The following is a 12,167-nucleotide window of genomic DNA, read 5'->3' as shown; positions in this document are numbered from 1 at the left end:
CGTCCTAGAAGGGCTCGTAGCTGGAGGCGTTGTTGTTCTGCAGCCAGCCCGGCGTGTTGCGGCGCACACCGTCGCAGGTGTGGTTGTGCCGCTGCCCGTTGAAGTTGGAGTTGAAGAAGATCGCGTAGTTGTAGCGGGTGCCCTCGCACTTCGCGGACGACGCGTTGTTGCCCACGACCTGACCCTTGCCGGCGCCGCTGGAGCGGAACACGTCGTCGTGGTGGCTCGGCTCCTCGTCGTAGTAGTCGACGGAGGACGACGCGCCGTACTGGGTCGAGTGGTAGTACATGCACAGCTCGCCGCTGTCGCAGCGGCCGTCGTTGTAGCCGGCCTGGGCCGGGGCCGTGCTCAGCGCGAGCGTGCCGAGTGCGAGCGCGGCCGCGGCGAAGCAGGAACGACCTCTCATCAGTTTCTCCCCGTTTCCTGTGAGGGTTGTGTGCCCAACGGCGCAGGATCTTTGCATGAGTTGTGCACCTAGGTGAAAGGCAGGTGTCGCTTGTGGCCTGAAAATGATCATCACGGCCGTAAATATTCGGTCGGCAGGTGACTTTTGAAATAAGTAACTTGACTTCTGTCGAGCGAAAATGGTCATCTCGCGTGACCATGACGATGTGAAGGTGCTGGTCGGGCCGTGTGAAGGCATCAACCCGGCCCATGTCGTTCGCTGTTGGGGGAGTGTCAGTTGTCCAAGCAGGGGGAGAGCTCCGGCCTGACCCGGCGCAGGTGGTCGCTGACCGCGCTGGCCGTGGGATCGGTCGTGCTCGTCGGTGCCGCACTGTGGACGTCGGCCTACGTGAAGTCGCCCGCGCAGGCCGCGGCCGAGGCCCGGCCGCCCGCCCCCGACGTCCTCACCGCACCCGTCGAGCACCGCGTCCTCGCCGATACCGTCGTCACCCGGGGCACGGTCTCCGCCTCCCAGACGGTGGACATCGCCCCCGCCGGCACCGCCGCCGAGGACGTCGCCCGGCCCGTCGTCACCAAGGTCATGGTGCGCTCCGGCCAGACCTTCCGCGGCGGCCGCGTCCTCGTCGAGGTCTCCGGCCGCCCGGTCTTCGCCCTGCGCGGCGAACTCCCCGTGTACCGCGACCTCAAGCCCGGCTCCCGGGGCGACGACGTCCGGCAACTGCAGAAGGCCCTGCGCGATCGCGGCCACGGCACCGGCGCCGACACCCCCGGCACCTACGGCCCCGGCACCAAGCAGGCCGTCGCCGCGCTGTACGCCGCCATCGGCTACGAACCCGTCACGGCGGGCGGCGGCAAGGACGGCGCCGACCCGCTGGAAAGCGCCCGCGACGAGGTGAAGAGCGCCCAGCGCGTCCTCGACGGACTGCTCGGCGACAAGGCCGACGCCGACGAGATCCGCTACGCCCGCGAGGACCTCACCGAGGCGAAGGCCGCACTGGCCGAGGCCGAAGCCGTGTCGGGCCCGATGGTGCCCGCCTCCGAGGTCGTCTTCCTCTCCGGCTTCCCGGCCCGGGTCGACAGCATGACGGCCAAGGTCGGCACGGTCGCGGGCGAGAAACTCGCCACCGTCTCCGCCGGCCGGCTCGTCGTCACCGGCTTCCTCGGCGCCCAGGAGAAGGACCTCGTCCGCCCCGGCCAGAAGGTCAAGGTGCTCTCCGAGGTCTACGGCCAGGAACTCACCGGCACCGTCGGCACGGTCGCCGACACACCCACCGTCCCCGAGGCGGACGCCGACGACACCGCGGCCGCCGCGGCACCCGCGGGGCAGGGCTACGCGATCACCGTCAAGCCCGACTCGGCCCTCCCGGCCCGCCTGGCCGGCCAGGACGTACGGCTCACCGTCGAGGCCGGCTCCTCCGACGGCAAGGTGCTCGTCGTCCCGGTCTCCGCACTGTCCGCAGGCGCCGACGCGCGCACCACCGTCACCGTGCTGGACGCCACGGGCGAGCGGCGGCGCGTGGAGGTACGGCCCGGCACCTCCGGCGACGGCTACACCGCGGTGACCCCGGTGGGCGGCGCCCGGCTCGCGGCCGGCGACAAGGTCGTCGTGGGTGTCCGGCCCGCCGCGGGCGACGGGACCGCCAGGTGAGCGCGGCCGGCACGCCGCCGGTCATCGAGTTCCGCGGGGTGGGGCTGACCTATCCCGGGCCACCGCCCGTACCGGCCCTCAAACCCTGCGACCTGACGGTGCGGCAGGGCGACTACGTCACGGTCGTGGGCCCGTCCGGATCGGGCAAGTCGACGTTCCTCAACATCGCCGGGCTGCTCGACGCGCCCACCGAGGGCCGCTACCTCCTCGACGGCATCGACACCGGCCCCCTCGCCGACGCCGAGCGCACCGGACTGCGCGGGCGGCGCATCGGGTTCGTGTTCCAGAGTTTCCATCTGCTGCCGCACCGCTCCGCGCTGGAGAACGTCGAGCTGGCCATGGTCTACAACGGCGGCGCCCGCCGCGGCCGCGGGGAACGCGCCCGCGAGGCCCTGCGCCGGGTGGGCCTCGGCCACCGCACCGAGGCGCTGCCCACCCGGCTGTCCGGCGGTGAGCGCCAGCGCGTCGCCATCGCCCGGGCCCTGGTCGCCCGGCCGTCCCTGCTGCTGTGCGACGAACCGACCGGCAACCTCGACACGCAGACGGCCGAGTCGGTCCTCGCCCTCCTCGACGAACTGCACGCGGACGGCATCACCCTCGTCGTGATCACGCACGCCCCGGACGTCGCGGCCCGCGGCAGGCGGACCGTCGCCATCCGGGACGGGGTGCTGACGGAGCAGGTGAGTGTCTGATGCCGGGCCTCAGAAACCTCCGGGTGCCGGGCCTCGGCAAGGCCGCGCGGCGCTCACCCGCGGGCGAGCGCTCCCGGTTCAGCCCCCAGGACCTGCTGGCGGAGTCCGTCGCCGGCATCCTCCAGCGGCCCGCCCGGTCCGCGCTGACGGCGCTCGGCACGGTGCTCGGCGTCGGCACGTTCGTCGCGGTCCTCGGACTGACCGCGACCACGTCCTCGCAGATCGACTCCCGCTTCAACGAACTGACCGCCACCGAGGTGACCGTCGAGGACACCGGCGGTGACCAGCCCGAGTTCCTCGCCAACGCCTTCCCGGCGGACGCCGACCGCCGCATCGAGGCGCTGGGCGGCGTCCGCGAGGCCGGGGTGTACTGGCCCGTACAGCTGGAGCCGGGCACCACCGTCGGCGCCGCGCCCCCGACCGCCGGCGCGACGGGGGAGGAGGCGCAGGTCGTCGCCGCCTCGCCCGGAGTCCTCGCGGCGGCCGAGCCGAGGCTGGCACAGGGCCGGACCTTCGACACCTACCACGACCGGCACGGGGAGAACGTCGCCCTGATCGGCTCGGGGCTCGCGTCCCGGCTGGGCATCTCCACCCTGGAGACCGCCCCGGCGGTGTTCGTCGGCGACCGGGCCTTCACCGTCATCGGCATCGTCGAGGACGTGGAGCGCAAGGCCGACCTGCTGCTCTCGGTCGTGGTGCCGCGCACCACCGCCGAGGAGATCTGGGGCGGACCGCAGAGCGGCGAGCGGGCCAGGATGCTCATCTCCACGGAGCTCGGCGCCGCCCGGCAGATCGCCTCCGAGGCGGCACTCGCCCTCGACCCGGCCCACCCCGAGCACTTCAAGGTCGTACCGCCGCCCGAGCCGAAGACCCTGCGCGGCAGCGTCACGTCCGACCTGAACCAGCTCTTCATGCTGCTGGCCGGGATCTGCCTGGTCATCGGAGCGGTCGGCATCGCCAACACCACGCTCGTCGCCGTGCTGGAACGCACCGGGGAGATCGGCCTGCGCCGCGCGCTCGGCGCCCGGGGCCGGCACATCACGGTCCAGTTCCTGGCCGAGTCGGGCGCGCTCGGCGCCCTCGGCGGTCTGGTCGGCACGAGCCTCGGCACGGTCACCGTCGTCGCCATGGCCGTCCACCGTGAGTGGACGCCCGTCATCCACCCGGCGACGGTCGTGACCGCCCCGCTGGCCGGTCTGGCCACCGGCGTGCTCGCGGGTCTCTACCCGGCCTGGCGTGCCAGCCGCATCCAGCCGGCGGAGGCCCTGCGCCGCTGAGCGTTCCACGAATCGGTGAGAGCGGCGGGGCCCGCCGTCCTCCCGGCGGCGGGCCCCGCTTTCTCATGCCGCGGACGTGTTCACCACTGATAGGGCTTGTACACGTCCATGCACTCCTTCTTGTCCGCGGTCAGCGCGTCCGCGGAGTCGGGCAGATCGCCCGCCTGGGGAGCCTTCTGCTTCGGGTAGGCCGTGCCCTCCCGCCAGTCGCTGCCGATGGTCAGCGTGGTGGTGACGTCATCCGTGGCCCGTACCTGGCCGGCCGGGATGCCGACCGCCTTCGCCACCGACAGCGCGTTGGCCCGGCCCTGCTCCCCCGTGCTCTTCGGGTACGTCACCTGGGTCCGGGCGTGCGGATCCTGCCGGCCCGAGGCGACGGCCCGGGTGAAGCCCTCCTGCTGCAGCGCCGCCACGATCGCGGCGGCCCGCCGGGGAACGGCGGCCAGCTCCTCGCTCGCCGTCCCGTTGACGACGGAGACCGACAGCCCCGCGGCCGGCGCGGCGGCGGGCCCCGTGGCCTTCACCGACGCCGGGGACGGCCCCGAGGACGTGGCCGCCCGCGCTTTCCCGGACTTGTCGAAGGAGACGTCGTCGCGGAGCATCGCCCACATCTTGTCGGCGTCCTCGGGCTTGGGCACGAGGTGGTTGCGGTCCAGTGGGTCCTCGATCCACGGCATCGTCGTCATCGTGATGCGGTTCGTCGGGACCGACTTGAGCTGCATGCCCACGTCGTACAGCTCCTTGACGGTGCCGATCTCCTCGGACACCTTCAGCGCCTTCGTGCCCGACTCGGCCAGGCCCATCAGGCGGCCGGTGTCGGTGAAGACGTTCTGCTGCTTCAGCGTCCGGATCATCGCGTTCATGTACATGTGCTGCGCCTTGGCGCGCAGCGGGTCACTGCCCCAGGCATGGCGGGTGCGCAGCCACTGCAGCGCCTGCTTGCCCTGCACCTTGTGCGTGCCGGCCTTCAGCTTCAGTCCGGAGCCGCCGCGCTGGCCGGACAGCGGCCGGTCCCACACGTTCTGGTTGACGCAGACCGGGACGCCGCCGACGGCGTCCGCCATGTCCACCACTCCGGCGAAGTCGACCATCATCCAGTGGTCGATGTACACGCCGGTCAGGTTCTGCCAGGTGGCGAGGGTGCAGCCGGGACCGCCGCGCTGGAGCGTCTCGTTGATGATCGTGTTCTTGGCCGGGTAGGTCTCCCCGGTGTCGGGGTCGACGCACTTCGGGATGTCCACCCGGGTGTCCCGCGGGATGCTCACCACGGACGCGCTCTCGCGGTCCGCCGAGACGTGCAGGAGCATCTGCACATCCGCCAGGGGTTTGCTGCCGACGTTGTCCCTGCTGCCGCCGAGCTTGACGTTCTCCGCGGAGTTCCGGCTGTCGGAACCGATCAGCAGGATGTTGAGCGGGGTCTGGCCCGCCGCGTTGGGCCCGGTCTTCTTGACGTCGGACTCGCCGCTGTTGCGTTTGCCCTTGTCGATGTTGCCGTTGAGATGGCGGTAGTAGAGGTATCCGGCGCCGGCCGTCCCGAGTATCAGCAGCGACAGCACGATCGCGGACCAGCGCAATATCCGGCGGCTGCCGCCGCGCCGCCGGCCGCGCCGCCGCCCGTGGCCGCCTCTGCCCCCCTCGCCCCCGCCCGTGGCGGGCGCCGCCGTCCCCGGACGCTCGTCCTGGGCCAGGCCGCCCGAATCGTGCCGTGTGCCGCCTCCGCGCACGTCACTCTGCGCCATACCCCTGCCTCCCCACCCCTACGGCCGACCCACGGGTCCGCCCCGCGTCGTGTTCGGATCGCGGGCGACCCGTGTCCGTCCGGACCACGGGTTCCCCCGCTGCTCCACCGGAGCACGGTCGTCCCCGCTTCTGGTTGGACCACTGACACACCCGGTCGGATGTACGCCCGGCCGATTCGTCCGGGCATGCTCCGTCCGCCTGTTAGACGCAGGAAGGGACGGTCAGGTCACTTCGCGCACTCGACCTTGTCGGCCGTGGCCTTCTGCACGTCGTCCGGCACCTTCTCCGGAGTGGTGAGGGGCACCCCCGCCCGCTCGAAGTCCTTGCCGAGGGTCAGCGTCATAGCGGGCACCCCCTGGGAGTTGGTCACGCTCTCGCCCGGCTTCATCGCGGCCCCCGACAGGCCCATGATGCCGGCGAGCCGGCGCGCCTGGGCCGCCTGATCGGGCGCGTACTCCAGCGTGGTCTTCGCCAGCGGCTGCTCGGCGTTGCCCGCGTTCTCGGACTTGGTCACACCCTCCTGGACCTGCAGCCAGCTGAGGGTCTCCTGGGCGCTGCCGGTGACGGCACCGCCGTTGAGGATCCGCACCCGGACCTCGGAGGCCGGCGCCTTGGTGCCCTTCAGCCGGGCGGCCTCGGCGGCCTTCTCCTTCTTCTTCTGCTGCTTCACGTCGCTCAGCGACACGTCCTCCCGGACCATCGCGAACAGCTGCTGGGCCTGCGGCTCCTTCAGGACCACCGTGGCCTTGACCTTCTCCGCCGGGTTGTCGACGACGGGCACGGTGGCGAACGTGAGGTTCTTGGTGTCGAACTTGCCCAGCTCGGCCCCGAGATCGGCCAGCTTCTTGATCGTGCTGATCTGGGAGTCGACGGTCAGCGCCTTGGTGCCCGCCTCCGCCAGCTTGATCATCTTCGACGGGCTGGTGAGGGTGTCGTTGGACTTCAGCTTGCGCATCATCGAGCCCAGGAACTGCTGTTGCAGCTCGATCCGGCTGAGGTCACCGCCGAAGCCCACGGAGTGCCGTGTGCGGACGAAGGCCAGAGCCTCCTCGCCCTCGATGGTGTGCTCGCCCTTGGGCAGGTCGAGCTTGGAGTCGGGGTCCTTGATGTCCTTGGCCAGACAGACGTCGACCCCGCCCACCGCGCTGGTCAGCGTCTTGACCGCGTTGAAGTCGGCCACCATGAAGTGGTCCATCTTCAGCCCGGTGAGCTCGGTGATCGTGCGCATGGTGCAGCTCGGCGTCCGGTCCTCCTGCCCGAGGCTGTTGTTGAAGCGGGTGCGCTGCTTGCCCGGGATGACCTTCTCCGAGCCGTCCTCCTGTGTCGTCGGACAGTCCGGGATGTCGGTGATCAGGTCGCGCGGGATGCTCAGCACCGTCGCGTTCGTACGGTCCTTGGAGACGTGCAGCACCAGCGTGGTGTCCGCGTGCCCGGAGCTGCCGCTGTCGCCGTAGCCCTCGTTGCCCTTGCCGGTGCGCTTGTCGGTGCCGACCAGCAGGATGTTGATCGCGCGGTCCTTGCTGAACCCGCCGGTGCCGGCGCCGTCGTCGGAGACGGACGTGATGTTGCTGTTGAGGTGCTCGTAGTAGAGGTACGCGGCACCGCTCGCGCCGACCAGCACGAAGGCCAGCGAGGCGCCGGTCCACACCAGGACCTTCTTGCCCTTCGCCTTCTTCTGCACCGGACGGCGCCCGCGCCGTCCCGCGGCCGCCTCGGCCGGGACACCGGTGCGTCTGCGCGGGGAGGGAGCCTCGCCGCCGGGTGCGGCCGCCCCCGAACGACGGGCGGGGGCGGTCTTGCGGGCACGTGCCGCACCGCCTGTTCCGGTCGTGCCACGGCTACCGGAACCGCGCTGCCCGGGAACGGACGACTGCGCTGCGGAAGGGGCCAGTCGCAGTTCGTATTCGCCGGTGTCCGGGTTGAGTACCCACTGGTCTGCGGGATCGATGTCGTCCGCCCGCCCACGGCCTTGCGCGTCCACGGTTGCCTGATTCCTCCGTCGGGCCACGCGGCGCCCTCCCCCGGAAGGCGCACGGTGCTGGTCAAGCAGTGCACGCCCCCAGGACGGACCTCATGGGTGAGAGCACTGGATCGCACACACTATCCGCACACTTCGGCGTCAAGCGACGTGGGTGACAAATTCCACGCTCTCACAACTGGGCAATCCCGCCCATTTGTTTGAAGGAAGTTCGGCGAACGCGAAGGAAATTCGCGTCACTTGGCGCACTCCACCTTGTCGGCGGTGGACTTCTGTACCCCCTCCGGTGCCTTTGAGGGCGCGGTGAGGGAGACCCCCGCCCCCTCGAAGTCCTTGCCGAGGGTCAGCGTCATGGCGGGCACCCCCTGGGAGTTGGTCACGCTCTCGCCCGGCTTCATCGCGGCCCCCGGCAGGCCCATGATGCCGGCGAGGCGGCGCGCCTGGGCCGCCTGATCGGGGGCGTACTCGAGGGTGGTCTTCGCCAGCGGGGCGGGCGCGTTGCCGGCGTTCTCCGACTTGGTCACGCCCTCCTCGTTCTGCAGCCAGCTCAGCGTCTCCTGCGCGCTGCCGGCGACGGCACCGCCGTTGAGGATCCGCACCCGCACCTCGGAGGCCGGGGCCTTGCTGCCCTTCAGCCGGGCGGCGACCGCGGCCGCCTCCTTTTTCTTCTGCTCCTTGACGGCGGTGAAGGAGACATCGTTCTTGATCATCTCGAAGACCTGCGGGGCCGTCGACTCGTTCAGTACGACCGTTGCCTTGACCTTCTCGGCCGGGTTGTCGATGACCGGTATGGTGGTGAACGTCAGGTTCTTGGTGTTGAGCTTGCCCAGCTCCAGACCCAGGTCCTTCAGCTTGCCGATGCTGTCCAGCTGCGAGTCGACGGTCAGCGCCTTGGTGCCCGCCTCGGCCAGGTCGAGCATCTTCGACGGGCTGGTGAGGGTGTCGTTGGACTTCAGCTTGCGCATCAACGCGCTCAGGAACTGCTGTTGCAGCCCGATCCGGCTCAGGTCCCCGCCGAAGCCGACGGCATGCCGGGTGCGCACGAACGCCAGCGCCTGCTCGCCCTCGATGGTGTGCGTGCCCTTGGACAGCTTGAGGTGCGAGTCCGGGTCGTCGAGGTCCTTGCCCACGCAGACCTCGACCCCGCCGACCGCGCTGGTCAGCGTCTTCACGGCGTTGAAGTCCGCGACCATGAAGTTGTCCGGCTTGACCCCGGTCAGCTCGGTCACGGTCCGCATCGTGCAGCTGGGCGTACGGCCGTCCTGGCCGAGGCTCGTGTTGAAACGGGCCTGCTGCGTGCCGGGGATGATCTTCTGGGTGCCGTCCTCCTGGGTCGTCGGGCAGTCCGGCACGTCGACGATCAGGTCACGCGGGATGCTGAGAGCGGTCGCGTTCGTACGGTCCTTGGAGACGTGCAGCAGGATCGTGGTGTCGGCGTGCCCGACACTGCCCGCGTCGCCGTAGTCCTCGTTGCCCTTGCCGGTGCGCTTGTCGGTGCCGATCAGCAGGATGTTGATCGCCTTGTCCTTCTGGAAGCCACCGGTGCTCGCGCCGTCGTCGGAGACGGACGCGATGTTGTTGTTCAGGTGCTCGATGTAGAAGTACGCGGCACCCGCGCCGGCGACCAGCACGAACGCCATCGTGCCGCCGGTCCACAGCAGGATCTTCCGGCTCTTGGAGGCCTTCTTGGCGGGGCGCCGTCCGCGCCGTCCGGGCAGCGGCTCCTCCGGCGCCCCGCGGCGCCTGCGCGGCGGCACCGCACGCCCGGGCGTCTCGGGCCGCGACCGGCCGTGCGCCTCCGTACGGCCGCGCGGCGGCGGGGCCGCCTCCGAGGACCGGGGCCTGCGAGGACCGGGGACGCCCGACTGTGGGGCGGAAGCCCCCAGGCGCAGTTCGTATTCGCCGGTGTCCGGGTTGAGCACCCACTGATCTGCGGGATCGATGTCGTCCGCCCGCCCACGGCCTTGCGCGTCCACGGTTGCCTGATTCCTCCGTCGGGGCACGCGGCGCCTTCCCCTCCAAGGCGCTCGGGTCTCGGTCACACAGTGCGCGACCTCAGGACCGTCCCTCAGAGCCGGGCGCACCGGATCGCTCACACTAACCGCCCCTTTCGGCGCCGGGCGACGACGGTGACCCATTCCACGTCCCTACACCTGGGCAATTCGCCCATTTCCTGGGTGAAGAGTTCATTGCCTTGGAGTGGCCTTGGTGCCCGCTTTACACGCAGGTGTCCTCGGCTGCCGTGTTCCCCCGAAACGTCGGTGGAGGAGAAACGGTGACGGCGGGATCCCGATAAGGTCCCGGATACGAATCCCCGTACGACCCCTGAAGTGGGCCGTTCCCCTCCACGACCACCGGTGTGTCCGTACGCAGCCGCTCGAACAGCCGCTCCGCCGCGGGCTCCACGAGTTGGTCGCGATTGGCGTCGTACACATACGACTCCCGGGGCACGGTCAGGAATTGCACTTGTTCCATGGGGATGTCGCGCAGGCCGCGAACGAGCTCGTACAAACCACGCAAGCTCGCCAGTTCCGGGTCGGTGGTGAGGGACGACGTGGCGGCGTCCAGCACGGGATACAACTTCGCCGGGTTCAGCAGGACGTCATTGCTGCGCACCTCGTTGACCAGTGCCCCGAGAAAACGCTGCTGCCGCTCCATCCGCTCGGTGTCGCTGCCGTCGCCGAGGGTCTTGCGGGCGCGCACGTAACCGAGGGCCTCCTCGCCGTCGAGCGTCACGCGCCCGGCGGGCAGCCGCAGCTTGGCGGCCCGGTCGTCGATCGGCTCCCGCAGGCACACCTCGACGCCGTCGACCGCGTCGACCATTGCCTTGAAGCCGTGGAAGTCGACGACGACGTGATGGTCGACGCGGATGTCGGTCAGCTTTTCCACGGTCCGGATGGTGCAGGCCGAACCGCCGAGCTGGAAGGCCTGGTTGAACATGGCGAACCGGGGGGAGCTGCGGGACCCGTCCGGACGCCGGCAGCCCGGCAGGTCCACCATCAGGTCCCGGGGGAGGGAGACGGCGGTGGCGCTGTCCCGGCCGGCGGACAGGTGCAGCAGGATCGTGGTGTCGGATCGCTCGGTGCCGGAGTCCCGCCCGTAGCGCGCGTTGTCGCTCCCCTCACGCGAGTCCGACCCGATCAGCAGGATGTTCCGCGCGTCCTTGACCAGGGACGTGGGCCGCTCCTTTTCGTACCGCGCGAGTTCGGCGGCGGCCGCCTCGTCGGGTGTGATGTTCCCGCTGAGCTTCGCGTACACGGCCCAGCCGATTCCGCCGGCCGCGACGAGGAGAGCCGTGACCCCGAACGCCGTGATCCGCGCCCACCGCCGCCGGTGCCGCCGCACGAGCCCCCGCCCGCTGGCGGACGCCCCCGCGCCCGGACCGACCCTGTAGCCCACGGCAGCAACCACCCCTCCTGACGTAGGAACGCCCCGCGCGCACTGCTCCTACGACCATGGCGCGGATGAAGGGTGGGGGGTGGGTGGGGATGGGCCGAACGGGGGAGGGGCTCGGCTACCGGCCCGCGGTGCCGTGGGCGATCGTCGTGACCCGCTCGCTCTCCACCCGCTTGTCCAGCACCCCGTCCCCGGCCTGCTCCGGATGCCGGCACAGCACCACGGAACCCCCGGTGGCCAGCGGCCCGTACAACCCCGCGTTCAGCCCTTCCCACGTGTCGTACGGCAGCCCCGACAGGATCCGCGACCCCGGCCCGGTCAGACCCAGCGCCGTCGCCTCGGCCCGGGCCCGCTCGACCACCTCGGCCCCGCTGAACTCCCGCCCGGCCACGATCAGCGCGGGCCCCTCCGGATCCACGGGTGCGTACGGCACGAACCGGTCACCCTGGCCCGGGACTTCCACCGCGTAGTCGGTGAACCCCTCGGGGACCTGCGGAAACCGTCCGCCGAGCGGCCGCAGCGCCATCGCGATCCGAGCGCCGGAGCAGGCCCGTGCCTCCTCCAGCCGGTCCGGTCCGCTCACCACGACGTCCGCCGTCCGGGCATCCCCGGACACGTCCGCGACGACTCCCACCGACGCACACGCCAGCAGCCACACCGCCGTCTGCCAGTGCGCGGGCAGCAGCAGCGCCACCCGGTCCCCGGGCTCGACGGACAGCTCGTCCTGGAGGAGGTTCGCGGTCTTGGCCACCCAATTGGCGAAGGTGGCCACGGACAGTTCGACACGTTCACCCGTGGCGTCGTCGTAGAAGGTCACCAGGGGGCGTCCCGGATCCGCGGCGAGCGCGGAACCCAGCAGGTCGGCGGGGGTGCGATCGGTGGCGTTCACCCGCGCAAGCGTACGCGGCGCACGACCCTCCGCCCAACGGCCCGGCCACCGCCCCGCCGCTGATCCGCCACCGGTTCGGCCGAACCCGGCCGACGGCCCGTCAAATCCCAAATGGACAGACTTGTATGACTATGTCAAAGAT

Annotated in this window: 9 protein-coding genes; 3 read left to right on the top strand and 6 right to left on the bottom strand. The window is 70.8% G+C overall.

Features of this window, described 5'->3' with window-relative positions:
• Positions 1-4 precede the first annotated feature (4 nt).
• Positions 5-406, bottom strand: a complete 402-nt coding sequence (locus tag IO24_RS42165) for a hypothetical protein (protein ID WP_031138472.1) — start codon at positions 404-406, stop codon at positions 5-7.
• 276 nt (positions 407-682) lie between these two features.
• Here IO24_RS42165 and IO24_RS0123410 point away from each other — a divergent pair, with 276 nt between their 5' ends.
• Genes IO24_RS0123410 through IO24_RS0123400 form a run of 3 tightly spaced genes read left to right on the top strand, consistent with a single transcriptional unit; the run spans position 683 to position 4,022 of the window.
• Complete coding sequence (locus IO24_RS0123410) at positions 683-2,053, top strand: peptidoglycan-binding protein (protein WP_031138470.1); 1,371 nt, start codon at positions 683-685, stop codon at positions 2,051-2,053.
• Positions 2,050-2,745 carry an ABC transporter ATP-binding protein gene (locus tag IO24_RS0123405; RefSeq protein ID WP_031138468.1) on the top strand — a complete coding sequence of 232 codons (696 nt, stop codon included), beginning with the start codon at positions 2,050-2,052 and terminating at the stop codon, positions 2,743-2,745. Before IO24_RS0123410 ends, IO24_RS0123405 begins: the two co-directional genes overlap by 4 nt.
• Positions 2,745-4,022 (top strand): ABC transporter permease, encoded by a 1,278-nt coding sequence (locus IO24_RS0123400; protein WP_045296341.1) that lies wholly within the window; start codon positions 2,745-2,747, stop codon positions 4,020-4,022. The genes IO24_RS0123405 and IO24_RS0123400 overlap by 1 nt, the downstream gene beginning before the upstream one ends.
• 80 nt (positions 4,023-4,102) lie before the next feature.
• Here IO24_RS0123400 and IO24_RS0123395 read toward each other — a convergent pair whose 3' ends face one another.
• From IO24_RS0123395 to IO24_RS0123375, 5 genes are all read right to left on the bottom strand, one after another.
• A complete protein-coding gene (locus IO24_RS0123395; RefSeq protein ID WP_031138464.1) occupies positions 4,103-5,761 on the bottom strand; it encodes an LCP family protein in 1,659 nt (552 codons plus the stop codon).
• A 227-nt stretch (positions 5,762-5,988) separates the two neighbouring features.
• A complete protein-coding gene (locus IO24_RS0123390) occupies positions 5,989-7,743 on the bottom strand; it encodes an LCP family protein (RefSeq protein ID WP_031138462.1) in 1,755 nt (584 codons plus the stop codon).
• 233 nt (positions 7,744-7,976) lie between these two features.
• A complete protein-coding gene (locus tag IO24_RS0123385; RefSeq protein WP_031138460.1) occupies positions 7,977-9,716 on the bottom strand; it encodes an LCP family protein in 1,740 nt (579 codons plus the stop codon).
• 241 nt (positions 9,717-9,957) lie between these two features.
• A complete protein-coding gene (locus tag IO24_RS0123380) occupies positions 9,958-11,139 on the bottom strand; it encodes an LCP family protein (RefSeq protein ID WP_031138458.1) in 1,182 nt (393 codons plus the stop codon).
• Between the two features lie 115 nt (positions 11,140-11,254).
• Positions 11,255-12,025, bottom strand: coding sequence for a TIGR03089 family protein (locus tag IO24_RS0123375; protein WP_031138456.1), 771 nt, complete (start codon positions 12,023-12,025; stop codon positions 11,255-11,257).
• Positions 12,026-12,167: the final 142 nt, after the last annotated feature.

The organism is Streptomyces flavovariabilis (assembly GCF_000725785.1).
Lineage (GTDB): Bacteria > Actinomycetota > Actinomycetes > Streptomycetales > Streptomycetaceae > Streptomyces > Streptomyces hawaiiensis.
The sequence above is the reverse complement of the archived record's forward strand: the minus strand, read 5'-3'. Positions and strand labels throughout refer to the sequence as shown.

Bases quoted from the DNA above. Each gene is read 5' to 3' on its own strand.
- IO24_RS0123400 (WP_045296341.1), top strand. From the start codon at position 2,745: ATGCCGGGCCTCAGAAACCTCCGGGTGCCGGGCCTCGGCAAGGCCGCG.
- IO24_RS42165 (WP_031138472.1), bottom strand. From the start codon at position 406: ATGAGAGGTCGTTCCTGCTTCGCCGCGGCCGCGCTCGCACTCGGCACG.
- IO24_RS0123395 (WP_031138464.1), bottom strand. From the start codon at position 5,761: ATGGCGCAGAGTGACGTGCGCGGAGGCGGCACACGGCACGATTCGGGC.